This is a genomic window from Micromonospora sp. NPDC049662, assembly GCF_040675055.1.
Lineage (GTDB): Bacteria > Actinomycetota > Actinomycetes > Mycobacteriales > Micromonosporaceae > Micromonospora.
Map to the genome: position 1 here is coordinate 106692 of NZ_JBFAOC010000011.1, position 24714 is coordinate 131405.

Sequence of the window (24714 nt, forward strand, 5' to 3'; positions counted from 1 at the left end):
GTGGAGGGCGCAGCCGTGCCCCGAAATTCCGTGAAAGTGTGGGTGAGACGCAATGACAAAGACACTCTTGGTGACCGGAGCGGGCGGAGGCCTCGGTCGGCACCTGGTCGATGCCGGGCTGCAGGCCGGGCACAACGTGCTTGCGACGGATTTGACCACCGACGTCCTGCCGGTGCCCGACCAACAGCAGGACCGGTTGCGCGTACTCGCAGTCGACGTGACCTCCAGCGCTGACGCACAGACGGCGGTCCAGTACGCGGTCAGCGAGTTCGGCCGCCTCGACGTGCTGGTGAACAGCGCCGGATACCGCAGCGTCGGCTCGATTGAAGACATGCCGGAGGACGAGTTTCGCCGGATCGTCGAGATCAATTTCTTCGGTGCGGTCAACATGGTGCGGGCCGCCCTGCCGGTGTTACGCCCACAGCGCTCCGGCAGCATCGTGAACGTCTCGACGATTGGCGGCCGACGCGCCCAGGCCGGCCTGGCGGCATATCAGGCGGCCAAGTGGGCGCTGGGCGGTTTCACGGAGATCCTCGCCCGCGAGGTGGAGACGATCGGCATCCACGCCACCCTGGTCGAGCCGGGCGGCATTCGGACGCCGTGGGCGGCTGCCCCGATGTCCGTGCCGCCCATGCAGGACGAGTACGACGAGACAGTTGGCGCCTTCGTACGGACGTACCATAACAATCCGGACGTGCAGCGCGGCGATCCAGCAAAAATGGCGCGGGTAATCCTGCGGATCACGGAGGAGCCGCAGCCGCCGGCGCGGCTCCTCCTGGGCTCGGACGCGGCCTGGCTCGCGCCATTGATCGCCGAGGCCCGGGCCACGGAGGACGCCGCGTGGCGCGAGGTGAGCCAATCCACGGATCTCGACGGTCTCGGCGACTTCACCGAGACCTCGGTCGCCAAGATGGTCCGCCCCCCAACTTCCCCAATCAGCTAGGGCGCACGCCCCACCGCGCCTGACGCCCGATTTCCCTCCCCTCACTAGAAAGACGTGACTGATGATTGTTCGCGACAAGCTCTACATCGGCGGTACCTGGATGACGCCCAGCAGTTCGAAGCTGCTGGAGATCCGCTCCCCGCACGACCAGTCCGTGCTCGGCCAGGTGGCCCAGGCCGCCAACGCCGATGTGGACGCGGCTGTCGCCGCCGCCCGCACGGCGTTCGACAACGGGCCGTGGCCGCATACGATCCCGGAGGAGCGCCAAGAGGTCATCCGCCGCTACGACGCGTTACGCGCCGCGCGGGCCGACGAGATTGCGGCAGCGATCTCGGCCGAGAACGGATCGGCCGGCTGGTTCACGAAGGCCGGCCAGCCTTTCCTGACCCGGCAGGTCAACGCCTACCTCAAGGCGGCCGAGGAGTTCGGCTGGGAAGAGGTCGTCGAGCCCTCCGACCCCACGGTGGCTTTCGACACCATCGTTCGGCGCGAGGCGATCGGCGTGGTCGCCGCGGTCATCCCGTGGAACTCGCCGTTCTCCGCCGCCACCGCCAAGCTGGTCCCCGCGCTGCTGGCCGGCAACACCGTGGTACTGAAAGTCTCCCCGGAGAACTCGCTGAGCATGATGCTGCTTGCCGACCTCTGGCACGAGGCCGGCCTCCCCGATGGCGTGCTCAGCATTCTCCCGGCGGACCGGGAGACCAGCGAATACCTCGTCTCGCACCCGGACGTTGACAAGATCTCGTTCACTGGGTCGACCCGGGCCGGCCGTCGTATCGCCTCGATCGCCGGGGAGCACCTCAAGCGGGTTGGCCTGGAGTTGGGCGGCAAGTCCGCCGCCATCATCCTGGCCGACGCCGACCTGCCCGCCGTGATGCAGGGGCTGCGCTTCGGTTCCCTGGGCAACAACGGCGAGGCCTGCATCCTGCAGACCCGGATCCTGGCGCCGCGCAGCCGCTACGACGAGGTCGTCGCGGCGCTGAAGGAGATGGTGGAGTCGCTGAAGGTCGGAGATCCGTCAGAGCCGGACACCTTCGTCGGCCCGATGATCCGGCCGGACCAGCAGCACCGCGTGATCGACTACATCAAGCTGGGTATCGCGGAAGGCGCCCGCCTGGTGACCGGTGGCCCCGAGGTGCCCCAGGGCCTGGAGCAGGGCAACTACGTCACCCCGACCGTTTTCGCCGATGTCACCAACAACATGCGCATCGCGCAGGAGGAGATTTTCGGCCCGGTCCTGGCCGTGATCGCCTACGACGACGAGGACGAGGCAGTGCGGATAGCCAACGACTCCGACTACGGTCTCTCCGGCGGAATCTGGACGACGAGCCCCGAGCGGGCACTGGACATGGCCCGCCGACTGCGCACCGGCACTGTCACATTGAACGGCTCGCCGATTAGCTTCGATGGCCCGTTCGGCGGCTACAAGGCCAGCGGCCTCGGTCGCGAGTACGGCCAGGTCGGCCTGACCGGCTACATCGAGCACAAGACGGTCACCCGCCTGCGGTGACAGCCGACGGCGGGCTTTGAATCGCTGGTGCGCCCCGGTCCCCGCCGGCCGCATCCGTGGCGCTCACCACCTGCGCCCCCGCTCGGCCGCAGGCAAGGTGCCCCAACTCCTCGCGACTTTCGTCGGGCAGGTAATCCAGTGCCAGGCCCCGGAGGAGATAGCCCAGCGGCGGCGCGCAGGTCTCCTTCGAGGATTAGCCTCGGTCTTTCACTAGAGTGGGAATCCATAGCTGCTGTTCGATGAAGTTGGTTGGCGTTTCTGTTGCCGCTTTGTTGGCATGCTGAGGGCCCGGCGCGGGGCCTGGCCGACCTCGTCCGCGACGCCGACCTCGCCACCATCCTCGAAAGCCGACTCAACGAAGCATGGATCTGCGACCGCAACGGCGCCTACTCCAGTGCCGTCATCATGCTCGGCAGCCTCCTCGAAGGCGTTCTCCTCGACGCCGTCAAGGCCCGCCTGCCTGGCTCGAGCGAACCGCTCAAGCTAATCGCCACGGCATCTATAAACTTCTCAACGCGCCACTCAATGGGGACGCGTCTTTGAAACAGGGCGTGAGCTGGTACGTTAAGCACATGAACACCCACGCTAAGCGTGGATGCTCTAAATAGATTATGATCCGCGCAGGTTGACCTGCGCGGATCTTTCTGTTGTTGGTGTGCAGTGCTCCTGGTGGCAGACGATGGTGATCTTCCTGCTGCGCAGGAGCGTGACCAGGTCGTGTGGAGTCTGGATCCGCTGGGGAGGCGGGGATGGTCGGCGAAAGCCCTTCCGGCCGCAGGGTCAGATTCATGTCATCGACCACGACGAACTCCGCATGGCTCGCCCTGGTGTGGGTGAAGCCGAGGACCTCGTCACCCACTGCGATGCCACGAACCTGGGGGCCGGCCTCTGCCACGACGCCGGCCAGATCGCTGCCCTGCCTAGAGCGGAACCTCGCCAGCCACCGCCCATGCCGCGCCCTGCGGATCATCACCTCGCCGGGTTGGACCGCAGCCGCGCGGACCTTGACCAGCAGCTACCCGGGGCCGGGGGTCGGTCGCCTCACCTCATCCATCCGCAGGGCATCGATCCCGCCGTACTCGTGGAATCGCACCGCCTTCATCGCGTGATCACCGCTCCTCGCCGTTCGGACAAGCTCTGGCGGTCGCACCTCGGGTGGTCACGCCGTGTCATGCGGTGCTCTCGGTGCCGCTCAGCGACTGTCGGGTCCTGCGAAGAAGTCGCGGAGTGCATCGGCCACCAGGTCGGGGGCGGTCATGGTCGCGAAGTGGGACTGGCGTGACCAGATGACCCGGCGCGCTGTGGGGATAGCCGCGGCCAGCTCGTTCATGGTGGTAGGCGTCGGCCCCCAGGTGTCGGCGCCCTGCATCAGCAGCGTCGGGACGGTGATCGACGACCAGCGGGCTGTGCCTGTGCTGTCGTCGGTAAGCGCTTCGAGGTCGTGCAGCCATCCGATCGCCGAACGCCGGGCCTCGGCCGGGTCAGGTCGTTTGTCGCCTGGGGCGGCCGCGAAGGCCGCGGCGATTGCGGGTGGCCCCCGGGTCACGTCGTTGAGCACGGTAGACATCTCACCCGCGTCCTCCCGCTCGAGGGCCGCCTGATAGCGGTCGAGCAGTGGCGCGATCGACTGTCCGGCCGCGAACAGCGGCGGCTCGAAGACGGCCAGCGATTGCAGCCGGCTCTGCTCGGCTGCCGCCATGTGCAGCGCCAGCGTGGCTCCGTACGAGCCGCCGACCAGGTGCACCGGTCGCCCGATCGTCTCGACCACGGCCAGCAGGTCGGCGACGTCGTCCTTGAACGACTTGCGGCCTTCCGGGACGTCGCTGGGACCATATCCGCGTCGGGCCGGCATCCACAGCTCGTACGACCCAGCGAGCCGCGCGGCGACCGAAGCCCACGAGTGCAGGCCGCCGCCCGAGCCGTGCAGGAGGACCACGGGGTCGCCTGCACCTGCCCGCCGGACCAGTAGCCTGGTGCCGTCCGCCGATCGGATCTCCTCGTCGTTGCTGTTCATCGTTGCTCTCCTTCTGTCGTTTCCCAGTTCGAGAGCGCGGTGTGGATGGCGCACAGGACACCGCGCCAGGACACGTCGAGGTCTCGGGGATGCCCGAACCCCTCGGCCGTCTCGAGCGCCGCGAACCCGCGGAGCGTGCTCCGCACGAATCGGATGGCGTCGGTCAGGTAGGGCTCCTTGAGGCCGAACCCCCGCAGAGTCGCGTAGCTCAGCTCGATCATCCGTAGGTGCCCGACCGAGCACTTGCCTATTTCGGCTGGGAGTTGGAGCTGGGTCGCCGCGTACTGCCCAGGCTGGGCCACCGCGAACGCCCGGTAGGCGTCGGCGAAACCGATCAGGATCTGACGCCCGGAGTGGCCGGCTACGGCGAGCGCGAGACGGTCGCCGAACGCCGCCGCGGCCAGCACCGCGACCTTGTGCAGCAACGCCTCGCGGCTGCGAACGTGCCCGTAGAGGCTGGCGTCGGCAACCCCGAAATGACGGGCGACGGCCGCGACCGTGAGGCGTTCCAGGCCCAGCGTGTCGGCCAGCTCGGCCGCGGCCTCGGAGACGCGCTCAGTCGTCAGACCCTGTCCCCTGCGAGAGCTCCGCGACCGCGATGCCGCGAAGGGGAACCGACATGAGCCGCACCAACGCCCAGATTGAGGCCATGTTCAAACCGGCGCGCTGCAGGCGCTGCCGCAGCGGCGTGTACGACGTCGGCCCCGTGCCCGTCACCGAACGCTACACGGATCGCACAATGTGGAAGACACCGTGCGGCGATGCCACTTGGACGATTACGGCGAGAAGGGATGGAAGTCGTTCCAGGAATACCGGGCCATCGAAGGAGCCGCGTCGACCCGGGCGACCTGACGCCGTTCCGGGGGTCAAAGATCGGAACGATCGTCGCCGCCGGTTGCGCCGGTACGCAGCTGCTCGGTCTGCCGGGGGTTGGGCCGGCGGGATCGCCCCCTTCGGCCGTTGGCCCGAGCCTTGCGGGCCGAACCGCAGACGTCCGCACCTGACCAGCCACAACCGCAGTCACCAACCCGACAGTTTGTAGCCCGGCGAACAAGATCCAACCAACATCAACAAGTTAGCAACCACGTGGGGAGCAGTCCTTGACCGACCCGTACCACACCCAGCAGCCGCAGCATTCCAACCAGCAGGAGGGCACCGGCTACCCGCCGCAGCAGTACCAGCCCGGCCAGGTCGGCGCCCATGAACCCGGGTTCGGCTATCCCGGGCAGGCCGTGCCGCCGCAGCCGGCCAAGTCGAGCCGTAAGCCGCTCATCGTCGCCGCGCTCGCGCTCGCCGCCGTTCTCGTGCTCGGCGTCGGCGGCTACGCCGTCTACGACGGGTTCATTCGCGAGGACTCGGGGATCGCCGCCTGCAAGGCGATGGCCGACGGCAAGCAGATGGACGGCAAACCGAAGTCGGCGGATGACGACAAGTTGACGGAGGCCGAGTACCGGGAAGCGCGGAAGATTTTCGAGGATTCGCGGAAGCCGAAGATCCGGGAGCACGGGACGGCGCTGATCGACATTCTGTGGCAAGTGCAGGGCATGGAGGACGGCGGGGGTGCGTTGGCGCTGATCGGGCCGATGGGGACGCACGTGTCGGGGTTGCAGACGGCGTGCGCTGACGAGGGGTACATCGTGAAGCTCGACTAGCTGATTTTCGTGGTGGCCGGTCGTCTGGTCTCGGTGGTAGGGGCGGCCGGCTCCTTCGTTTCGTCCGAGCAAGGCCATGGGGAACGTGGTCAGGACGCGATCATGCTGAGGTCGACGGAGTCAGCCAGGGCACTCATCCCAGCGTCGGTGAGCAGAGGCGGCGCGACCCCACGGCCTGCCGGCCCTTGCACTGGCTGTCGGGCGTGGTGGTCGCGGCTTACGCCGTACCCACGCTGGCAGGTGGACTGACCTCGCATCAAACGCCTTATGGACGCTGCTGATCGTCTATCGGTCGGTCGAAGTCGATGCGGTGGTCGTACAGCCAGGCAAACGCCTCAGGGGTGCTGAATTTCCTCACGAACAGGGGGAACGTCACGTCGCGCAGGACTCGACTCACGCCGGTGGCCGCCTTGCTGCGGTTGACCTGCTTGGCTCCCGCCAGCACCTTGCTGACTCGGTCGGCGCGCAACCGTTGGTACGCGTGGAACGCCGCAGGCGGATCGTCTCGATCTCGCAGACAGCGGGCCAGTTGCACGGCGTCCTCGAAGGCCATCGACGCGCCTTGGCCGGAGCTGGGTGAGCTCACATGTGCGGCGTCACCGATCAGGACGACGCGTCCGCGGTGCCACCGCTTCGGGGCATCCATGTCGTGCATGGGAAACCACGTGTAGTCCGGCGGTGTCGCGCGGATGAGCTGCGCGGCCGGCGACCTGTCCCCGGCGAAGACTTGCAGTAATCGCTGTTGCCATTGCGCGCCGGAAGTCGCGGCAAGGTCGGCTGCGGTGGGTTCGTCGGCCCGGGGCAGATTGGCGAACCACCAGACGCTGCCGTCCGGACTGGCCATGGAGGCGAAGAACGCCCGCCTGCCGAAGACCATGTTCATCACACCGGGATCGGACTGCGGTGTGGCGATGCGGGTGATCCCGCCCGTGCCGACGAGCCCGACGTATCGGGGTTGTGGTGCGTGCGGGTCGACAAAGTGCCGGGTCGTCGAGCCGATGCCGTCGGCGCCGATGAGCAGGTCGCCGACAGCTTCCGTGCCGTCGGTGAAAACTGCGGCGACCCGGTCATCGCGTTGTCCGATGTGGGCCAGGCGCTTGCCGTGGTGGATGGGCACGCCACGGCGGAGGGCCTCCTGACGCAGCGCGGCGTACAGGTCGTAGCGGCCGATGACGATGGGGAGTGTCCCGTCGGGCAGTGGAGTGCCGGTGTGTCCTTCGCCAAGGCATCTGCCGTTGCCGAGCCACATGACGCCTCGGGGTACGGGAAATCCGGCGTCGCGGACGACTGTGTGCGCGTCGAGGGTGCGTAGCGCGTCGAGACCGTTGAGGGAGATGCCCATGCTGGCACCCACGTCGTGAGCCGCGGTGGCGTACGCCTCGTAGACGCTGGCGTCGACTCCGACTTTTTGGAGTGCGATGGCGGCGGTGAGACCCGCGACACCGCCGCCGATGATCAGTGCGTGAGCCATGCCATCTCGTTCCTGTTCTAGGCTTTCGACGGGGTGTCATCCCACTCAGCAGGTAGCTTCTTCAAGAAGTAACTTCCTGAGGAAGTTATCCTGATGGAGGTGAGCATGTCAACGGGGCACGAGGCGCTCGTTGCGGCTGCCTGGGTGGAGATCCCGCAGTTCGTCAGTGCCACCGCGCTGTTCCAGTCGGCGGTCGCCGACCAGCTCGGCGTACCGGTCAACGACCTGCACTGCCTCAACCTCGTCAGCGCGGGTCTTGCCGTCACACCCACTCAGCTCGCCGAACGGATGGGCATGACCACCGGCGCGGTGAGCAAGATGCTCGACCGGATGGAGGCGCAGCGCCTGGTCCGCCGCAAGCATGATCCGCACGACCGCCGCCGGATCACCGTGCACGCCAGGCCCGACCGGACCGACGAACTGTCCGCGCTCTACCAGCCGATGGCCGCGTACCTGACCGAGCGCATCGCCGGGTTCACCGACGACCAACTGCGCCTGCTAACCGACTTCGCCCGTACCGGCCGCGAAGTGGCGCTGCGCGAGGCCACCCGGCTCCGTGAGGGTGGCAGGCCACATTCGACGCGGAAACGCCGGCGGTCGGATGGTCTACCAAGCTGAACGTGCGAGGTGTCGCAGGTTTCGATCAGCAGACCTGGGGCGAACACCGCTCCGCTAAACGGCGCTGCTGCTGTGCGGACGCCGTGCGCGAAGGAACGCGGTGGCCATCGTGCGGCGCGTCGGCGTGCCGGCCGCGGCCAGGGCGGTCATGTACGTGTCGAGACGTTCGCGTTCGTCGTCGGTCAGGGCTGCGGCGGTCGCTTCGCCGTACGTGGGGACCAAGGGGTTGGGTGCCACGCGCTTGAGTGTCTCCCAGTCCTCGATGGGGTCGGCGGGCACGTCGACCTGGGCGCGGTAGTCCAGTTCCACCGCCTCGAAACCGGCGGTCACCGCCCAGTCGACAATGTCACGTTCGTCGAAGTCCATCATCGGTCGCGTGGTCTCCTCAGTGGTGCCCCGGTAGACATCGCGTACCTTGGCGATCAGGTCGTGCACAGGTGCGGTGCCCACGCCGAACAGATCGTCGGGCCGAAGCCGCATCGCGAAGCTGTTGATGGGCTCGAACAGGGAGATCCGGCCGCCCGGCCGCAGGACACGGAAGAACTCCGCGAAGGCGGCGGGCTTGCGATCGGAGTAGATGAGCACCGACCGAGTGGTCACGACGTCGACAGAGGCGTCGGCGATTCCGGCGAGATCATCGGCGGACGCGACGACAAAGCTGCACCGCCGGTCGTCAGTGGCGGTGCGCCGGCACTCGTCGAGCACATCCGGTGAGACATCGCTGAAAATGACATGACCGTCCGGGCCGAGTCGATCCAGCGCGCCGAACCCGATCAGTCCCGTCCCGCAGCCCACGTCGAGGACCACGTCGTCGGCCGCTAGGTCAGCTCCCTCAAGGACGCCGTCACGGAATGCCGCCAGATCTCGGGCGTTGCGGGCGCGCAAGCCCGCGCTGTTGCCGTCGCGGCGGGTCAAGAGCCACTGTGCCCACTTGTCCGGTGCCACCGGGTAACCGTAGCCCGGACGCGCTCACGGGCATTCGTATACCAGCCTTGACCATGATCGGTGGGCGGCCCGGTGCGAGCCCGGTTGGGGGAGCAGGGTGGGAGCAGCGGGGTGACCTGAACAGCCTTGAAGGGCGTCCAACGGCATCAAACAGCGCTCAACTGCACCCAGCCCTGCCTACGGGTCTACGTTGCCGCACGTCAAGGTCGGTGCGGGGTCCTGTTCAACACCGAAGAGGTCGCTGGTTCGATACCAGCATCGTCCACCACATTGCACCGCAGGTCAGAGGCCGTTTGGACACAGTCCAGCCGGCCTCTCGCCTACCCGGCGGCGGAGATCATGAGTCACCTGTCAGTCGCGGCCGTCGAGCGCGGGGGAGAAGCGGCGTCACACCCATCTCCGCAAGTTGCGCTGTGTAGCCGATCGTGAAGCCCTGCTCGATACCGTCCAGCCGCCAACATTCCATTTGGGAGGATCGCGGTGTCGATCGCCATGGTGGCGGCCGCGTGACCTCCGACACGAGGGTCCGCCCGTCACGGCGGCGAGCCGCAAGCCTGCGGCGCCGGATCGTGATAGCGGACCTCGTGGACATCGCGGTGATGACCTGAACTGGCGTGGACAGCGCGAGCTACACCCTTCCGACCTGGTAACCGTTCGCTCTCCGGCGCGCCAACCACGATAGCCGGGCGCCCCGGGCACCTAACCAGTCACCAGCGGCGCGCCCGGCGTAAAGATCACAAATCGCGGAGTCTGGTGGCGGCTCCGAAAGGGAGCCGTCCGTCAGGTCGGGGCGTGTCCCGCAGATCATTGAGGCCAACAACCTGGACGAATCTTGCTGGTTGGCGAGAAGAAAGGCCAGGTGACTGAGGTGCGGCTGTACTGCACATCGTGCAGCCAGCACTTCAAAATTCCTGGCCCAGCAATCGAACTTGTGGCGGCCGGATCGAGTCTTGAGGGTATGACAACCCAATGGATTCACGACTTGGAGCCGCAGCTCGCCGCCAACCGCCGGTACTGGTGCGGTTGGGCGGGTGCTCCATCTGACACCGACCTGCCGACCTATCGCACGCACATTCAGCACGTCCTGCTCAACGGAGTGCTACGCACCCGAAATCAGCCGCTCGACGCCGCAATCGCTGGGGCGAAGCAGCACTTAACCGGCTCAAGGTGGGGTTGGTGGGTGGGGGCGGACAGCGATGAGGGCACGGCCGAGGGACTGATTGCCCGCGGCGCCGAGCAGATCGGCGACATGCCGGTCATGGCGGTGGATGTGACAACCGTAGCGCAGACCGAGGCGCCGGCCGGCCTGGAGATCCGGACCGTCGTCGACCGGGCGGAGATGCAGGAGTACGTCGAGGCATACGCGGGACCGCTCGGCTTCTCCGGCGACCTTGGTGTCGTCGTCGACCGGGAGTTGGATTTCGCATTCCTGGACGTGGTCCGGCTTGCTGGCATCGTCGACGGCAAGACCGTCGGCACGTGCACGCTATCGCTCGGCACCGATGTCGGGGCCCTCTACTGCGTTGCGACCGACCCTGGCTTCCGCCGTCGCGGCATCGCGACCGCTCTCACCCAGGAGGCGCTGCAGATCACCCGCGGCTCCGGCCGGCGCATCGCCACCCTTCAGGCGAGCAAAGAGGGCGAGCGGGCGTACCAGAAGATCGGCTTCGAGACGGTGACGCGTTACCGTCTCTTCAGACTCTCGGAGTAACCGTCTTCACGCATTCGTGTATCTAGCATGTGGGTGCCAAACGTGTTGGACGGATCACTGAATCGAGACGGGTCTGCGGGTAGATTCGTCGTCGATTGCATCTCCGCGCTCCATGGACGGGATGCTCGTACAGTCATCGCAGATCGGGGGTTGGGTGCATGGAGTTGCGTCAACTGCGCCACTTCGTAGCATTGGCCGAGGAGGGCGCTGTCACCCAGGCTGCCGTTCGGGAAAGGATCGTCCAGTCCGGCCTGTCGAACTCCATCCATGCTCTTGAACGCAGCGTGGGCTCGCTGCTGTACGTACGGGGTACGCGCCCGGTCCGTCTTACTGACGCAGGCGCGGCGCTGCTCGGGCCGGCACGACGGATTCTGTCGGCGGCTCACGACGCTCGCGCCCTTGTCCGGGACACGAGCGCGGTGCTAACCGGATCCTTGCGAGTTGGCGCGATGCAGTCTGCCGAATACCTGGTTCCGCTGGCGGCTTCGTTGGCAGGTTTCGCTCATATGTATCCCGGCGTCGACGTGCGCGTCACCCAGGACTCCGCGCTCAACATGGTGCGGCAGGTCGAGGAGGGTCGATTGAATTGTGCGGTGGTCCCATCCCTGCCGGGAAGGGAGACCTCTGTGCGGCTGATCGATCTCGTCGCTGAGCCGCTGATGCTGATCTGCCGGAACGACCATCCCCTTGCCGCAATGGGCGAGATCAGTCTGCGGGATCTAACTGAGGAGTGGTTCGTAGAAGTTCACGAGGGATGGTCCGCACGCCTTGTGAACGACGCCGCGTTCGCCGCCCAGGGCCTGCAACGGCGGATTCGCTGCGAGGTCAATGAGTGGGTACTTCTCATCGAGTTGGTGGCAGCCGGGTTGGGCATTGGGTTTGCGCCGGTGGGCGTCGCTCTCTCCGCACTTTCCCGCCCGGACGGCGTTCTGCTCCGTCGTGAAGTTCGCGATCACCATCCGTCCAGGAACTTACAGCTGGCGTTGCCTCGCGGCGAGGAGCTATCGGCCGCAGCTCGGGCCTTCGCCGAACACCTTCAGGAGGCCACCGCCGAGCAGCGCGGATTCCCGGTCGGCTAGTAATCACACGCCGGTGAACCGGGCCGATCGGCGACGGACGTCGTTCATCCACGAGTTCGTGCGCTCGACTATCCACCGCTTGTCGATTTGGATCGGGGCGGGCACGCCCTCGTGGGCGATGTCGGCGTCGAAGCCTATCTCGTAGAGCAGCTCACGGGTGCGGTTACTGTCGTAAGCGCGATCGAGGTAGGCCGCGACCTGCTCGGGCCAGTGATGGCGGAGTTGGCGCCGCACGCTTCGACGGTGTCGCGCAGCGGTGGCGAGTCGTGCCGGTTGGCCGCAGCGCTGGTTCAGCGCTTCATGCCGCCCTTGCCGCGGTCGACCGGCGGATCGTCCGGTCCGAACAGTCAGCCGACGCGACGCGTTCATAGCCGGATCCCATGGACCAAAGCGGCTACGACGTGCTCGAACACGACCCGGTCCGGGATCCGTCGACGGTGACAGCCCAGCGGATGGACCCCCGCGGCGCGCAGCAGCTGCGTCCGCTGCACCAGCCGATGCTCGACCGTACGCGGTGTGGCAAGAGATTGTGCCCGGCGGGTGGATAGCTGAACCGGTCTCCGGCGTCTTTATACGTGACAACAATTGACTGGGGGGGTTGGTGAACGAGGACGACCGGGCGCAGCTGGCTGAGTTCGTGACCAGCCGGACACCGGCGCTGATACGGGTCGCGTATCTGCTCACGGGCGATCGACACGCGGCCGAGGACCTGTTCCAGTCAGCGCTGGCCAAGACCATCCCGAAGTGGCAGACGCTACGCAACGCCGACCCGGAGGGCTACCTACGAGCGGTGATGTACCGGGAGCAGGTCAGCTGGTGGCGGCGGCTGCGCCATCGTCGGGAGTTCATGCTCAGCGGCGCGGTAGAGCCAGTCGAGCCCGATCCGAACGGCGGCACCGACGTCCGCCTGGCGATGCGCGCGGCGCTGCGGCTGCTGCCGCCGGCGCAGCGCACGGTGCTGGTCCTGCGCTACTACGAGGACCTGACCGAGACCCAGGTAGCCGAGGCGCTGGGCTGCTCCACTGGGACGGTACGCAGCCGGACCCACCGCGCGGTCACGCGGCTGCGCGAGCTCCTGCCGGACGTCGAACTCCTGGAGGTACGGCGATGAGCACGCATCTCGAACATCTCATCCGCACCACCCTCTCCGATCTCGCCGAGGAGGCACTCATCATGAACAACCATCTGCCTCGTGCCGAGCAACGGCTCCGACACCGCCGACGCAGCGCGATCATGCTTAGCGGGGCGGGCGTGCTGGCCGCGATCCTGCTCGGCGCACCGATCGCCGTAGCAGCGACCCAACACACCACCCCGCAGCCGTCCGCGCCAAGCGGACGGCTGCCCGGGACTGATCTGCCTACCAAGCCCGCCCCGGGGACTGATCTGCCTACCAAGCCCGCCCCGGGGACTGATCTGCCTACCAAGCCCGCCCCGGGGACTGATCTGCCTACCAAGCCCGCCCGGTAACCGACAGCCCTCTTCTCATGTCTCAACCTGACGCCGTCGTCGCGGTGGCGTAACTGCCTAATCGGAGCGCAGGGGCCGTACATATCAGCAGATGACGACCACGATGGATCGAAAGCAGCGCTGACCGACCTCGGCCGGCGATCCCGCATCCTCAGCGGCGATCGCCGGCCGTTGTCGGCTAAGAGCGACCGGCAATAGGTGTCACTTGAGTCGGCGGGTGGTGGACCTGGTGTCCCAGTAGGACTCCAGGCCTTGCGGGAGGCCCGTGCGATAGATCGGCAGGTCGGTGTCGGGCTCGCTGCCATCCCAGCCAGTCCAGTACCGGCGGTTTGCGGCGAGTTGCGGCTGCAGGTCATAGATCGAAGTTGTTGCCATACCATCAGGAGCCGGGTACGCAGAATCGGAGCGACTTCATCCAAGTCAGCCTTTGAGGACGGCGCGCGCGGCAGGCAGCACGTCGGTTTCGAACCGTCGTACCTGTTCATCGGTGTGCGTTTCCAGAATCAGGTTCACTCCGTCGTATCCACGCTCTCGGACGAACTCCACAATGATTGCAATCCAACCGTCGGCGGTCGCGCGGACGGGTTGGTTGCCCGGTCCGCTGCGAGGAGCGGCGGTGGTGGAGCTGTGGTCCACAATCGATCCGACCACTTGGATGATCCGCTGCACGTCTCGGGGATCGCGCCCAGATGCGACTGCTGCGGCGCTGATTCGATCCTGAGCAGCCGGCTTGCTCTCGAACGGCGTGCCGATTGGCGCGATCCACCCATCGGCCCGCCGCCCTGTGAGGTCGAGCATCCGGTTGCCCGCACCACCGATCAGCAGCTTGATAGGGTGAATCGGACGCGGCCCGGGGACGGCGTTCTGCAGCCGGTGAAATCTGCCGCCAGCCGTGACCGTCGCGGCAGTGCCCCAGACTGCCCGCATCACCTCGACCGCCTCGACGACGGCCTGGAATGCCTCTGCGGGACTGAGTTGCGGCCCGCCAAGGCTCTCGATTCGATCCCACTGGGTTCCCGCGCCGAGTCCTACTGCGAGCCTGCCGCCGGACAGGATGTCGAGCGTCGCGGCGGATTTGGCGAGCATCGCTGCCGGCCGTAGCGGCAGGTTAAAGACATTCGACACGAAATTGATGCGAGTCGTCGCGGATGCAAGGTAGCCGAGGAGTGCCACGATTTCCAGGCTGTCCGGCACGTAAGGATGGTCCATCAATGCGACCCAGTCGAAACCGGCCGCTTCGGCGGATAGCACCCGGTCGTGGATGGCCGACCGATCGGCCGGGGTCAGCGGCACGAATAGTCCGAGATGCACCTCACTCATCGTGCGGCCTGCTGCGATTGATGCGGCAACAACACGTGCGACCGGGATGTCGGCGGACTTATCGTCCACGGTTCAGTCACTGGTTCTCCTTGAGTGAAGCGACGCTCCTGTCCTGCTGAACCCACAGCCTGACACTTGTACGGGCGTCGCGACGACCTGCGACGGAGATGGTCTCGATCTGAGGCGCAGTCGTGCTTCACCGCCCCCGGCCGATCATCTGTATTTGCGATGGAATCCATCTGCGGCGGCTGCGGCGTATTCGGCATACGATCTGGAACAGACAGCGTTGTTATTCGTGGGCATCCATAGGGACGCCTCGAAGACGATTTTCGAAAGGCATCTGACGCATGAGCACCACCCCTTCCGTCGCGGACCAAGTGGCCGCGACCCAGCCGTCGGGAACACGTACGGCTCAGGTCTCGCACATCTCCGGCTTCTGGTCCGTGGCTGTCGCTTTCCTAACGCTGATGGCATTTGGCACGGTACCCACTCCGCTCTGGCCGCTCTACCAGGCGCGTGACCACTTTGGCGCCACGACCGTCACGGTAGCCTTCGCAGTGATGGTCGTCGGCGCGGCCGCAAGCTTCCTGGCGCTGGGTCACCTCTCCGACCGGATGGGCCGTCGCCGCATCATCGCACCGGCCCTCGTGGTCGGCATTGTGGCGGCAGTGGTCCTCGCGGCCTCGCCGTCGCTGACCGGCCTGATCATCGGGCGCCTGTTGACCGGCGTCGCGGTGGGCCTGATGACTGCCACTTCCACCGCCTACCTGAGTGACCTGTACCGCCGGGCCTATCCAGATCGGCCAGCATCGCCCACCCCGGCGCTGGTTGCATCGGTGGCGAATCTCGGTGGTCTCGCTCTCGGCCCGGTCGTCGCCGGCGCTCTAACTCAGTGGGTTCGCGGTCCCCTTTCCACCTCGTACCTGGTATTCGCGGTCGCGATGACGGTGCTGCTCTTCCTGGTGCTGCTGAGCCCTGAGACCGTGGACAGGACGATGCGCACCCAGGACCGCCCCGATCGATTCCGCTTGCGTGCCGGCCAGCGCGTAGCGTTCGGAACCGCAGGTGTGATCGGCTTCTTCGCCTTCGCGGTCATGGGCCTGTTCTCCTCGCTCGGCGCGATCATCGTCCGAGGACAACTGGGCATCACGTCGCAGTTCGTGGTCGGGCTGGCGCTGTTCGCCTCGTTCGGCTCCTCCGCCGTGACCCAGATTGCCCTCGGCCGACTCTCTCAGCGGCCGCTGCTCGTGACCGGAACTGTTATGTTCCCGGCGGGGCTCGCCCTTACCGCGGTCTCGCTCTACCACCCGGCTCTATCGCTCTTTTTCGTAGCAGCCATTCTGGCGGGCGGTGGCGCGGGACTGTTGTTCAAGGGCGCTGTGACGCAAACGGCGATCGCAGCCGAGCCGGCGTCGCGCGCTGGCGTACTCGCCGTCTTCTTCGTCATCGCGTATCTCGGCATGGGACTGCCCTCGATCGCGTTCAGCGTAATAATCCGGCACGTACCGCTCGCACCCACGATGATCGGCTTCGCCATTGCACTGTCGGTCGGTGCGGCTGCGGCTGTCATCGCCACGAGCCGCGCGCACGGGCGCCGGCCGGGCCGCGCCAACTCGTGACGGGAATGGCGCGTGTGTGGAGTCGGGCACAGCTTCTGAGCGGTCCGACAGTGGGGTGAGCATGTCGGGTACATCGCGGTGCCGTTGGCGTTACCGGAAGGTCCAGGGGATGACAGGCGCAGGCGAGGGGCCGTCCGGCTTGCGGTCCCGGCGAGGGAGTCGTCGTCCTTTCTGTCGACAGATGGCCTGCGGATCGCATGCTCAGGGAACTGGATGGAATGGCGCGGATTCGTTGGGTTGTGGTGGGACTGGCTTTGGTTGGCCAGGGGTGTGATGACGCGGGTTTCGGCGCATGGTGCTCAGGGTTGGGCCTTCGGGCAGTTGATGGTCGGTTGTGGTATGCAGCCGTGGCGGATGTGCATGTTCTCGGCGTCGGTGGTGGTGCTGGTCCAGGACAGGAGGTTCACGTGGTCGAGTCGGCTGCGGTGTTGGTTGAGCAAGGCCGTGGCGCGTCCGGAGCGTCTGGCGGTGGGTTGCACGGCTAGGAACGCGAGGTAGTAGTGGGGTTCGGTGGGTCGGTCCTTGGTGAGCAGTCGGTCGAGTAGGTCGAAGCGGTCGGCGTGGGGGGCCTGCGGCGTCGCTGAGGCGGGTGGGGTAGTTCGCGGGGGGTGGGATGGGCCGGTATCGGGGTAAGCCGACGGTGGCGGCGGTGGCGTCGTCGGTGAGGTAGATGTCGCCGTAGAACATGGCGTCTTGCCTGCGAGGGCTGCGACTTGTCCGAGCTGTCACGCCGAGTTGCTGCGGCTGGTGAAGGTCACTCCGCGGCGATGTGGAGATGATCGAGCCAGGCCTTGAGTGATCCATCCAGTGCGGTCTGCATGCCCGCAACGTCGGCGGTCACTGGGGCGCCGCTCCAGGACTCCTCGGTGTCAACCTGTACCCCACCGTCGACGAGGGTGAATGTCCAGGAGTGGATTCCCGTGATGCCTTCGGTGGGTCCGCCCCACAACGTGTGTCGTTGCGGCTCGACCTGGTAGATGGTGGAGGAGATGGTGAGGTTGTAGGTCTCCCACGCAAAGGTCGCGCCGGGCCGGAAGTCGTCTTCCAGGTGCGACCGATCGATGGCCTTCTGCCAGTTCGGCCACGCGTTGACATCGGTGTGCAGCCACCACAGGGTACCGATGGGGGCGGCGATCACGATCCTGTGCCTGGAGATGACGGGTGCTTGCTCGTCGATGCTGTTTATGCGCACGATGGCGCCTCCTTGAATATGAGTTGAGCCCTACGGGGCGACAACGGATCGGGTCGCTACTGGTAGAACATCTCGTCGAACGACAACGTCGCCGCGGCAGGCGTCGCAGCCGACTCGGTCGCGTTACCGCGACCGTGGGGTAAGACGCCGGCGTGCGGGTTGGGCGGCCTTGCCGATGGGTGTGACCGGCGAGTCCTGCGTGGAAGCTCCAGCGCGCGGTCGCATTCGTGGCAACCCGCATCCAGCGGGGCGGTGTGCTGTGCATTAGGCGCAACCGACTCACTGGAAGTGATGGGGGTTGTGGACCTGGGGCTTGTTCCCGGTCGTCGATCGGGGTTCTGGAGCGGGCGGGTCAGCTGCTTGTGGATGCCGTGCTTATGGACTAAATGGTCGCGGTGACGTGGGGTACGCGGGAGTCGGCCCGGCTGCGCAGGAGTGCGACGGCGACGACGAGTTGCCAGATGACGATGGTGTAGACGGAGCCGCGTTCGATCGCACCTGAGGGCAGGCCGGCATCGAAGGTGAGGAAGAGAGCGGTCACGGAGACCAGGCCGAACGCCGCGACGATAATGCTGACCAGACCGATCAGCCGCGTCTCGGGAATCTTTCGCCAGTGGATGCCCAGGACGAGGGCGAGCACGTTCCCGCCGACGATGGCCAGCGTTGCTCCGGTGAAGTGCAGGGGAAGCGTGCCGTTCTGCTGGGCCTGTAGGGAACCGTGGAAGGTTCCGACCAGGATGTAGCCGATCATGGTCACGACCCCCATCACGGCGGTGAAGGTGCGCCGTCCGCCGAGCGTCCGCGATAGCAGCACCGCGGAGATCCCGAAGAGGATGCCCTGAACGATGAATCCGGTGTTCATGACCACGTGCAGCGGGGAGTTGAGTTCGCGGCCTTGGAACACCCCGGCGGTTGCGGATCCGAGGTCGCTGATCCAGTTGTCGGCGTAGCTGTAGGTAGGCGATTTCCACGCCGCGGCCGCGATCGCTTCGGCGGCGAGATAGATCACCGGGCCCAGAAGGAAGGTGGCAGCCGCGAGGGGGCGGAGCTTGTTCATGATGTGGTCCATTCCGGTCTAAGTAACTAATTGGTCGGCCAGATTCGAGGGGAGAGGGGTGTTCGTGGCCGAGTCACGGCGGTTTCACGGGTGGCGGATGCTGTGGGTGAGGGGGTGTGTGCCCAGGAGGTGTCGGGTTGTGCCGGTACGGGCACTTCGGGTGCGATGGCTGGCTCACTGGAAGGGTTCATGAGCCGCCCGCGCGGTCGGGCGCTTCATTGGTGGGAGCGGGCTGAATGGGCTTCAGTCGTCGTTCGAACCAGAGGTGGGCCAGGACTATCAGAGCCACATAGACCACGAGTGTTCGGGCGCTGACGGCGGTGGCGAGCAGGCCGAGCAGCAGTGGGGCCGCGATGCCGGTGGTGACCCGTGAGATCGTCCTTTGCAGATCGGAGCTGTGGCTGGCGACGCCGGTGACCACCCCGAGGGTGAAGTAGGCCGCAACCGCGCCGCACAGCAGCCAGCGACCTTGGTCGGGCAGTGGGTCGGAGCCGTGGCTGACCGCCAGGGACAGCGGTACGGCGATGGTGGCGACGACGCCGGTGACCAGGCAGTGCAGGCCGAGGGCGGAGCGGGTGGGGATCCGGCCGACGCGCAGGTGCGGCAGGCCGGCGTATCCGAAGACGACCGACAGGCCGAACATGCCGGCCAGCAGGATGAAGGACGCGATCGCGGTGGCCAGCAGGCCCGGGTCGTACCGCGTCTCGCCGGCGGCGGCGACGATCTGGACCACCGATTCGCCCAGCACGATGATCACGAAGAGTCCCAGCCGCTCGGCCAGGTGGCCCGGATCAACCGATACCCCGTGGATGACCAGTCCCGTGCCGTCGGGACGGCCTCCCGATCGAGGGCGACGTCGAGTACGTTCTGGCGCGGTGAGGTACGACTGGACCCGCTGCAGGATCCTGCTGCCGGACAGGACCAGGATCAGCAGCAGGTCGAGGCTGACTCCGGCGGCCCAGAGCGCGAGCTTCCAGTGTTCGTCGGCCCAGAGCGACGCGAACCAGGGCAGCAGTCCGGCCGAGTACTGCACGACCGGGAAGTCCAGCAATACGGCGCCGCGTTGCCACGACTTGGACCCGTAGACGCGCGTGGTGATGTAAGCGATCGCGAAGACGTTGAGCGGACGGAGGTCGTCGCCGTGCTCGAGCACGGCGTGCGCCACGCCGGGCACGGACGCGGCCATGGTCCCGAGGCCGAACATGCCGACCATCAGCCGCAGCACCCGGGTCTGGCCGGCGGCTACGTTGCCGTACAACATGAACGTCGTCCAGGACAGCCACAGAGCCAGGAACAACAGGGCGTAGAGACCGAGCGCCGCGGCGTCTAGTTCCGGCCCGAGCACGTGTGCCAGGGCAGCCACGCCGGCCACCGCCACGAGGTCGAAGAACAGCTCGGCCCAGCTCGCGTGCCGCTCGATCCTGGAGTCTTGGGGCTCTTCGTCGATGGTCACCATCAGTGGCTGCCGGGTGGTGGTGTCGCGGTGATCGTGGGTGCCCGGGTGATGCTGATGTCGGTCCTCCGGGATGAGGTGGTCGGGTCGGGTCGTCGACGATCCGTCAGCGGACGAGGGTGCCGCTGGTCGTGGTAGTGATGGCGTGTAGGCCGCGGTCGAGAAAATCGACCATCCAGGTGAAGCTGTCGTCGACAGAGGCGTCGAACCGGAACCCGCCGGCTGCTTCCAGGGTCGAGAACCCGTGCAGGACGCTGCGGAGCATCCGCAGGGCGTGAATCTCCTGGCTGGAGTCCAGGTGGTAGCCGCGAAGCATCGCCGCCCAGGAGGCGACAACCCGTTGCACGGCGGGGATGATCGGGTCGTCGGGCCCGGTCGCGCGGGAAGAAGCGGCATCGCCGGCCGCGTACCGGCCGGGGTGCTCCAGCACGTAGGTCCGCATCGCCTGCGCGCCGGCGGCGAGGGCCTCACTGCCGGCCCGGCCCTGGATGGCGTCACGAATGGCGTCGGCGAACTCGGCCATGGCCTGGACAGCGACACGGTGGACCAGATCAGCCTGGCTGGCGACGTGTTTGTAGAGCGCCGGGGTCTTTACCCCGAGCCGTTCCGCGACCAGGCCCATGCTGAAGTTCTCGAAACCGACCTCGTCGACCAGGGCGGCCGCGGCCTCGGTGACCGACAGCGCGGTGAGCCCAGCCCTAGGCATTCGCCAGCGTCTTGTTCAGGAAAGGCCGGGCCAGCGCGAGGACCTGATCCGGTGTCTGGGCGTGCGGATAGTGACCGGCGCCCTCGATGACGGCCAGCTCGCCGAGGCCCGGGGGCAGGTCGGCGATGATCTTCTCGCCCTCGGCGCGGGGGTCGGCCCAGTCGGGGTCGAGGCTGCCCTCGATGACCAGGACCGGGCAGGTGACGTTGGCCAGCTGCGCGCCGGCGTCGCTCGGGCTGGTCTTGCACATGGCCTGCAGAACCTTCATCCGGCCGGGCTCCGTCAGCTTCGCCTCGATGCGTCTCAGTTCGGCGTCCCAGTCGGCGGGCTTGACCGGATACGCCGCGTCGAGGTACTTCTTCCAGCTCGCCAGCCTTCCCAGCACCATGACCTGCCCCATCTGGCTGTAGCCGGTCCGGAAGCGCTTCACCCGCAGCAGCCCGCCAAGATCGAAGGGTTGTACGCGGGTGAACGGCGCCAGCTCGATGACGCCGTTGATCAGATCGGGCGCGGTAGCCGCCGCGATGGTCGCCGCGCCGCCGCTGATCGACTGCCCGATGATCACGGCCGGGCCGCCGAGGTGACGCACGACGGCGACGAGGTCGCCGGCGATGTCGGTGCGGCTGTACCCGTCCCAGCCGAGGCTGGAGTCGCCGCAGCCGCGAATGTCGACGTTGGCGACCCGGTACCCGGCGTCGGCCAAGGCCGGAGCCAGGAAACGATACGAGTGCCGGCTGTCGCCGATACCGTGCGCCAGGACCACGAGAGGACCGTGCCCGGACACCTCATAAGTGAGGTTGTTGCCGGCGATGCTCAAGGACTCGGTCATGACGACCTCCACAGAATTGGTTAACGGCGCTTCCTCGAGGTTAACGGCGTTTCCCTGGTTGAGTCAAGATCTTTTTCGATGGCTTCGGCCCTTGAGGACCAACGGCAGTGAATCCGGCGTCAAGCGCTGAACCGTCTGCTAAGTCCGTTATGGCGGCAGTTGATCTCAGCCGCATCGGCGCCACGGTGACCAGCCCAGGGATCGTGAACCGGCGGCCGACCCGCTCCCGCCGACGGTTGTCGCGCGGGCTCTGAAAGAGGGCGGCGGCGCGGGTCCGGAGGGCGATTGGTACGGCGTAGCGAACGGCGGTGACCGGGTGCCGTCGATGCTGACCCGGCCATGGTCGGGGTGGTGCAGGAGTGCCAGGACCCGGACCAGTGTCGACTTTCCGCTGCCGGACGGTCCGCGTAACCCGACCGTCTCACCCCGCCCGATGCGCAGGTTGACGTCGGCGAGCACGACCTGACGGCGTAACCGACGCTGACCACGTCAAAAGCCCTCAATGCCTGACCGGCACCATAACATCGCAACGCCGCTATATCGACGCCAAGCTATCGTGATCTGACCCCTGCAGCGACAGCGCGAAGGTGAGTCATGGACGTAGTCAGCACCACCGAGGTCCCGGTTGAAGACGGGTTCGCCTTCTGGCGCGAGGTAAACTCGAAGCTCTGGGTGCCCTACGATTTGCGTTGTGAATCGCAGTGGGAGCCCGGATTTCGGGCTCAGGTCGGAATCAGCGAGTTCGGGCCCGTGCAGGCGACATTAATGACCACGATGCCGCACTCGGTCCACCGCACTCCCAAGCTCATTCGGCAGGCCGATCCCGAGGTGTTCAAGCTGGGTTGCCTTGTGCGTGGTGGCGGCATGATCACGCAAGACGGCCAGCGCACAGATTTCGGCGTGGGGGACCTGATACTGTATGATACCTCTCGGCCCTACCTGGCCGAATTCACCCCGGATGTGCCAGTTAGTCAGCTGTTGCTCCTGCGCTTCCCGCGCTTGTTACTGCCGTTGCCCCCCAGGGAGCTGCGGCGCCTGAGCGCAGTTCGCATCCCTGGCGCCCAAGGCGTCGGCGCATTATCTTCACAATTCCTGCTGCACCTTGCCCGGCACATGGACGAACTCAGTCCGTTGGACGCGGCCCGGCTGTCCACCCTCACCATTGACGTGTTGACAGCGGCACTGGCCAACGCGCTGGACGTCCAAAGCGCGGTGCCCTCCCACACCCGACGGCGAGCGTTGATGGCTCAGATCCACGCCTTCGTCCGAGAGAACCTGGGCGATCCGCGCCTGACACCGGACGCGATTGCCGCAGCGCATCACATCTCGTTGCGATACCTGCACAAGCTGTTCCACGAGGAAGGGCACACGGTTGCCGGCTGGGTCCGTGAGCGTCGCCTGGAGCAGTGCCGACGCGACCTCGCCAACCCCCAACTGGACGCGCGCCCGATCCACGCGATCGCCGCCCAGTGGGGGTTCACCAGCCCGGCACACTTCAGCCAGGTCTTCCGCAGCGCCTACGGTCTTTCGCCACGCCAGTTCCGCGAGCAGTCCGCGAGAGTACGCGCAGACTAAAGACTTGTGCGCTTACCAGTAACGACAGACTCGGCTGTGGCCTGCACTCTTATCTTAGGAAGTCCGCTCAGTCAGGGTTGAATCTGATTCCGGCTTACGGAAGAAGGTTCACTTGAGCGTGTTGCATCGATCCGTGTTTTCGCGATGGAAGGAGCGCGAGGAAGTACATCGATCACTTCATGCAGCCAGCAGCATCATCTAGGCCGCAGCGGCGGCTGACAGGAGACCATTGTGAAAATGTGGTACAGAACGGCGTTTCGGATCTCGGCAGTGACCGCGATCCTTGGCGCACTCACCCTGTCCGGGACCGTGGCACAGGCAAGTCCGGGCGCCAGCTCCCGCCTGTCCCAACCCGAAACCACCGCGATTTCGGAGCAGGCCAAGCCCGGCAGCGAGGACGTCGCCGTGCAGGTTTGCGGCTACTACGAAGACGCGGTGACGGCCTGGTACAACCACTGCGGGAACACCCATGTGCTCATCTACGTCGACGCGACGTGGCCCCGCGACGACTGGAGCTGGTGCATCGGCCCGGGAACGTGGGACATCGGCGGCGCCAACGCCGTATCCAACGCCTGGTACTCGGGTCAAACCTGTTGAACCGCCAGCCAGGCGCTGCGCGATCCTCCACCTGCGTTCGGTGGTTGTGGATCAGGTCAGCGAGTCAGATGAGGGTGCGGTCGGACAGGGGAATCGCGGCAGGGTAGGACAACAGCGAGGCTTCCGGTTTTGGCGTCGGATCTTGGTCGACTGCTGTCTTACCGGGAGCCTCGCCCTACGTCGATCCCTGCCCCCCACCCCACCGCCGTGACCAGCCCCGTCGCGATGAAGAGGGCTCATTCAACATCGCGCTCGCCCTCGGCAACATCGGCGCTGTCAGGTCGCGCCTCGGCCAACACAGCATCGCGGCGCGCGACCTGAGAGTTTCACTGGGACTCTGACTAGACCGCATCCGCTCATGCCGCAGCGCGCTAGGCAGCGTCCCGCCAGGCCTCTGCCGTGACGTGGTACGCCGCCTGCTAACGACGCCCACCTTCGAACTTCGTTCACATGGCGGAGACCGCCGCCTCGACTTTCTTCGCTGCGGTGGGCTTTACCTTCCCGGACACCCGCACCAAGACCCGGCCATTGTCCGTCCGGTAGTGGTATTCCGTTCCCAAGATGGGGGCGGCCTTCAACGCGGTCTGGATGTACTCCGACCTGCGATCCACATCCGCTGACGCCGGGAAGACCTCGATCACGAGTCCCCGGTCGATGGAGAACTTGTCGGCTTCGGGGTCACCACCGGCCAGGTCGGCGGACGCCCTGGACAGATACCCGTTGGGTCGCCCGAGCAGGTCGTTGGGGTCGCTGTCCTCGTCCTGAACGGCCCCTTCGTCAGGCCGAGTTTCGCAGCGGTCAGGTTGGCCAGCACCTGCTCGGCGGTGAGCGGCTCCGCAGCGATCGGCGCCCGGGTGGCCGCAGGTGTGGTTGGGACGGCCGGCGGCGGGTTGCTCGCGGTGTCGGGGGTGGCTTGGCTGGACCGATGCTCGGCAACAAGATGTGGTGGTCGGTGA

The 24714-nt window shown here is 66.5% G+C and carries 26 protein-coding genes and 2 pseudogenes; 12 read left to right on the forward strand and 16 right to left on the reverse strand.

The genetic code is table 11. The features are described from left to right. Positions 1 to 52 precede the first annotated feature (52 nt). The 3 genes from AB0J36_RS11635 (at position 53) to AB0J36_RS11645 (ending at position 2996) form a co-directional block, all read left to right on the forward strand. Positions 53 to 943 carry an SDR family NAD(P)-dependent oxidoreductase gene (locus AB0J36_RS11635; protein WP_363660455.1) on the forward strand — a complete coding sequence of 297 codons (891 nt, stop codon included), beginning with the start codon at positions 53 to 55 and terminating at the stop codon, positions 941 to 943. A 61-nt stretch (positions 944 to 1004) separates the two neighbouring features. Then, complete coding sequence (locus AB0J36_RS11640; protein ID WP_357361519.1) at positions 1005 to 2453, forward strand: aldehyde dehydrogenase; 1449 nt, start codon at positions 1005 to 1007, stop codon at positions 2451 to 2453. Positions 2454 to 2702: 249 nt separating this feature from the next. Further along, positions 2703 to 2996 carry a hypothetical protein gene (locus tag AB0J36_RS11645; protein WP_363660456.1) on the forward strand — a complete coding sequence of 98 codons (294 nt, stop codon included), beginning with the start codon at positions 2703 to 2705 and terminating at the stop codon, positions 2994 to 2996. On the opposite strand, the gene AB0J36_RS11650 is transcribed toward AB0J36_RS11645, so the two are convergent. The 4 genes and pseudogenes from AB0J36_RS11650 to AB0J36_RS11665 form a co-directional block, all read right to left on the reverse strand. Then, positions 2953 to 3468, reverse strand: a complete 516-nt coding sequence (locus AB0J36_RS11650; RefSeq protein ID WP_363660481.1) for an alcohol dehydrogenase catalytic domain-containing protein — start codon at positions 3466 to 3468, stop codon at positions 2953 to 2955. The two genes, AB0J36_RS11645 and AB0J36_RS11650, sit on opposite strands and share 44 nt — an antisense overlap. A 177-nt stretch (positions 3469 to 3645) precedes the next feature. Then, the gene (locus tag AB0J36_RS11655; protein WP_363660457.1) at positions 3646 to 4467 is read right to left on the reverse strand and encodes an alpha/beta hydrolase; all 822 of its coding nucleotides are present in this window, start codon (positions 4465 to 4467) and stop codon (positions 3646 to 3648) included. After that, a complete protein-coding gene (locus AB0J36_RS11660) occupies positions 4464 to 4892 on the reverse strand; it encodes a TetR-like C-terminal domain-containing protein (protein WP_363660458.1) in 429 nt (142 codons plus the stop codon). The genes AB0J36_RS11655 and AB0J36_RS11660 overlap by 4 nt, the downstream gene beginning before the upstream one ends. Further along, a pseudogene (locus tag AB0J36_RS11665) lies at positions 4893 to 5033 on the reverse strand (TetR family transcriptional regulator); the annotation flags it as partial. It abuts the gene before it with no gap. A 534-nt stretch (positions 5034 to 5567) separates the two neighbouring features. Here AB0J36_RS11665 and AB0J36_RS11670 point away from each other — a divergent pair. After that, entirely contained in the window at positions 5568 to 6119 is a 552-nt protein-coding gene (locus AB0J36_RS11670; protein ID WP_357128532.1) for a hypothetical protein, read from the forward strand. 265 nt (positions 6120 to 6384) lie between these two features. Here AB0J36_RS11670 and AB0J36_RS11675 read toward each other — a convergent pair whose 3' ends face one another. Further along, positions 6385 to 7590 (reverse strand): FAD-dependent monooxygenase, encoded by a 1206-nt coding sequence (locus AB0J36_RS11675; RefSeq protein WP_363660459.1) that lies wholly within the window; start codon positions 7588 to 7590, stop codon positions 6385 to 6387. Positions 7591 to 7695: 105 nt separating this feature from the next. Here AB0J36_RS11675 and AB0J36_RS11680 point away from each other — a divergent pair, with 105 nt between their 5' ends. Then, positions 7696 to 8208 (forward strand): MarR family transcriptional regulator, encoded by a 513-nt coding sequence (locus AB0J36_RS11680; RefSeq protein WP_357128612.1) that lies wholly within the window; start codon positions 7696 to 7698, stop codon positions 8206 to 8208. Positions 8209 to 8262: 54 nt separating this feature from the next. Here the strand turns inward: AB0J36_RS11680 and AB0J36_RS11685 are convergent, their stop codons facing one another. After that, positions 8263 to 9123, reverse strand: coding sequence for a class I SAM-dependent methyltransferase (locus AB0J36_RS11685; protein ID WP_363660460.1), 861 nt, complete (start codon positions 9121 to 9123; stop codon positions 8263 to 8265). Positions 9124 to 10135: 1012 nt separating this feature from the next. On the opposite strand from AB0J36_RS11685, the gene AB0J36_RS11690 reads away from it, so the two are divergent. Together AB0J36_RS11690 and AB0J36_RS11695 are read left to right on the forward strand one after the other, a co-directional pair. After that, positions 10136 to 10864 carry a GNAT family N-acetyltransferase gene (locus tag AB0J36_RS11690; RefSeq protein WP_363660461.1) on the forward strand — a complete coding sequence of 243 codons (729 nt, stop codon included), beginning with the start codon at positions 10136 to 10138 and terminating at the stop codon, positions 10862 to 10864. 158 nt (positions 10865 to 11022) lie between these two features. Then, entirely contained in the window at positions 11023 to 11943 is a 921-nt protein-coding gene (locus AB0J36_RS11695) for a LysR family transcriptional regulator (protein ID WP_357128547.1), read from the forward strand. A 3-nt stretch (positions 11944 to 11946) separates the two neighbouring features. Here the strand turns inward: AB0J36_RS11695 and AB0J36_RS11700 are convergent, their stop codons facing one another. Both AB0J36_RS11700 and AB0J36_RS11705 read right to left on the reverse strand, forming a co-directional pair. Beyond that, positions 11947 to 12177 (reverse strand): hypothetical protein, encoded by a 231-nt coding sequence (locus AB0J36_RS11700; protein WP_363660462.1) that lies wholly within the window; start codon positions 12175 to 12177, stop codon positions 11947 to 11949. 88 nt (positions 12178 to 12265) lie between these two features. Continuing rightward, positions 12266 to 12398, reverse strand: a pseudogene (locus AB0J36_RS11705) (IS5/IS1182 family transposase); the annotation flags it as partial. A 146-nt stretch (positions 12399 to 12544) separates the two neighbouring features. On the opposite strand from AB0J36_RS11705, the gene AB0J36_RS11710 reads away from it, so the two are divergent. Continuing rightward, positions 12545 to 13054 (forward strand): SigE family RNA polymerase sigma factor, encoded by a 510-nt coding sequence (locus AB0J36_RS11710; RefSeq protein WP_363660463.1) that lies wholly within the window; start codon positions 12545 to 12547, stop codon positions 13052 to 13054. Continuing rightward, on the forward strand, positions 13051 to 13410 hold the full coding sequence (locus tag AB0J36_RS11715; RefSeq protein ID WP_363660464.1) for a hypothetical protein: 360 nt from the start codon (positions 13051 to 13053) through the stop codon (positions 13408 to 13410). The genes AB0J36_RS11710 and AB0J36_RS11715 overlap by 4 nt, the downstream gene beginning before the upstream one ends. Positions 13411 to 13830: 420 nt before the next feature. Here AB0J36_RS11715 and AB0J36_RS11720 read toward each other — a convergent pair whose 3' ends face one another. Further along, a complete protein-coding gene (locus tag AB0J36_RS11720; RefSeq protein ID WP_357392395.1) occupies positions 13831 to 14730 on the reverse strand; it encodes an LLM class flavin-dependent oxidoreductase in 900 nt (299 codons plus the stop codon). Between the two features lie 347 nt (positions 14731 to 15077). Here AB0J36_RS11720 and AB0J36_RS11725 point away from each other — a divergent pair, with 347 nt between their 5' ends. Further along, positions 15078 to 16349, forward strand: coding sequence for an MFS transporter (locus AB0J36_RS11725; protein WP_357128559.1), 1272 nt, complete (start codon positions 15078 to 15080; stop codon positions 16347 to 16349). A gap of 754 nt (positions 16350 to 17103) precedes the next feature. Here AB0J36_RS11725 and AB0J36_RS11730 read toward each other — a convergent pair. The 6 genes from AB0J36_RS11730 to AB0J36_RS11755 all read right to left on the reverse strand — a co-directional run bounded on the left by AB0J36_RS11730 (position 17104) and on the right by AB0J36_RS11755 (position 22045). After that, positions 17104 to 17541: an SRPBCC family protein gene (locus AB0J36_RS11730; protein WP_363660465.1), complete on the reverse strand. Its 438-nt coding sequence runs from the start codon at positions 17539 to 17541 to the stop codon at positions 17104 to 17106. A gap of 382 nt (positions 17542 to 17923) precedes the next feature. After that, entirely contained in the window at positions 17924 to 18598 is a 675-nt protein-coding gene (locus AB0J36_RS11735; protein ID WP_363660466.1) for a DUF998 domain-containing protein, read from the reverse strand. Between the two features lie 187 nt (positions 18599 to 18785). Next, complete coding sequence (locus AB0J36_RS11740; protein ID WP_357174132.1) at positions 18786 to 20054, reverse strand: low temperature requirement protein A; 1269 nt, start codon at positions 20052 to 20054, stop codon at positions 18786 to 18788. 103 nt (positions 20055 to 20157) lie between these two features. Further along, entirely contained in the window at positions 20158 to 20757 is a 600-nt protein-coding gene (locus tag AB0J36_RS11745) for a TetR/AcrR family transcriptional regulator (protein ID WP_357174129.1), read from the reverse strand. Next, the gene (locus AB0J36_RS11750) at positions 20750 to 21586 is read right to left on the reverse strand and encodes an alpha/beta hydrolase (RefSeq protein ID WP_363660467.1); all 837 of its coding nucleotides are present in this window, start codon (positions 21584 to 21586) and stop codon (positions 20750 to 20752) included. Before AB0J36_RS11750 ends, AB0J36_RS11745 begins: the two co-directional genes overlap by 8 nt. A 165-nt stretch (positions 21587 to 21751) precedes the next feature. Then, positions 21752 to 22045: an ATP-binding cassette domain-containing protein gene (locus AB0J36_RS11755; RefSeq protein ID WP_363660468.1), complete on the reverse strand. Its 294-nt coding sequence runs from the start codon at positions 22043 to 22045 to the stop codon at positions 21752 to 21754. Positions 22046 to 22180: 135 nt separating this feature from the next. On the opposite strand from AB0J36_RS11755, the gene AB0J36_RS11760 reads away from it, so the two are divergent. Both AB0J36_RS11760 and AB0J36_RS11765 read left to right on the forward strand, forming a co-directional pair. Next, on the forward strand, positions 22181 to 23161 hold the full coding sequence (locus AB0J36_RS11760) for a helix-turn-helix domain-containing protein (protein ID WP_357174120.1): 981 nt from the start codon (positions 22181 to 22183) through the stop codon (positions 23159 to 23161). Positions 23162 to 23431: 270 nt separating this feature from the next. Further along, positions 23432 to 23758, forward strand: a complete 327-nt coding sequence (locus tag AB0J36_RS11765; protein ID WP_357174117.1) for a DUF6355 family natural product biosynthesis protein — start codon at positions 23432 to 23434, stop codon at positions 23756 to 23758. Between the two features lie 446 nt (positions 23759 to 24204). Here the strand turns inward: AB0J36_RS11765 and AB0J36_RS11770 are convergent, their stop codons facing one another. After that, the gene (locus AB0J36_RS11770) at positions 24205 to 24399 is read right to left on the reverse strand and encodes a hypothetical protein (protein WP_363660469.1); all 195 of its coding nucleotides are present in this window, start codon (positions 24397 to 24399) and stop codon (positions 24205 to 24207) included. Between the last annotated feature and the right edge of the window lie 315 nt (positions 24400 to 24714).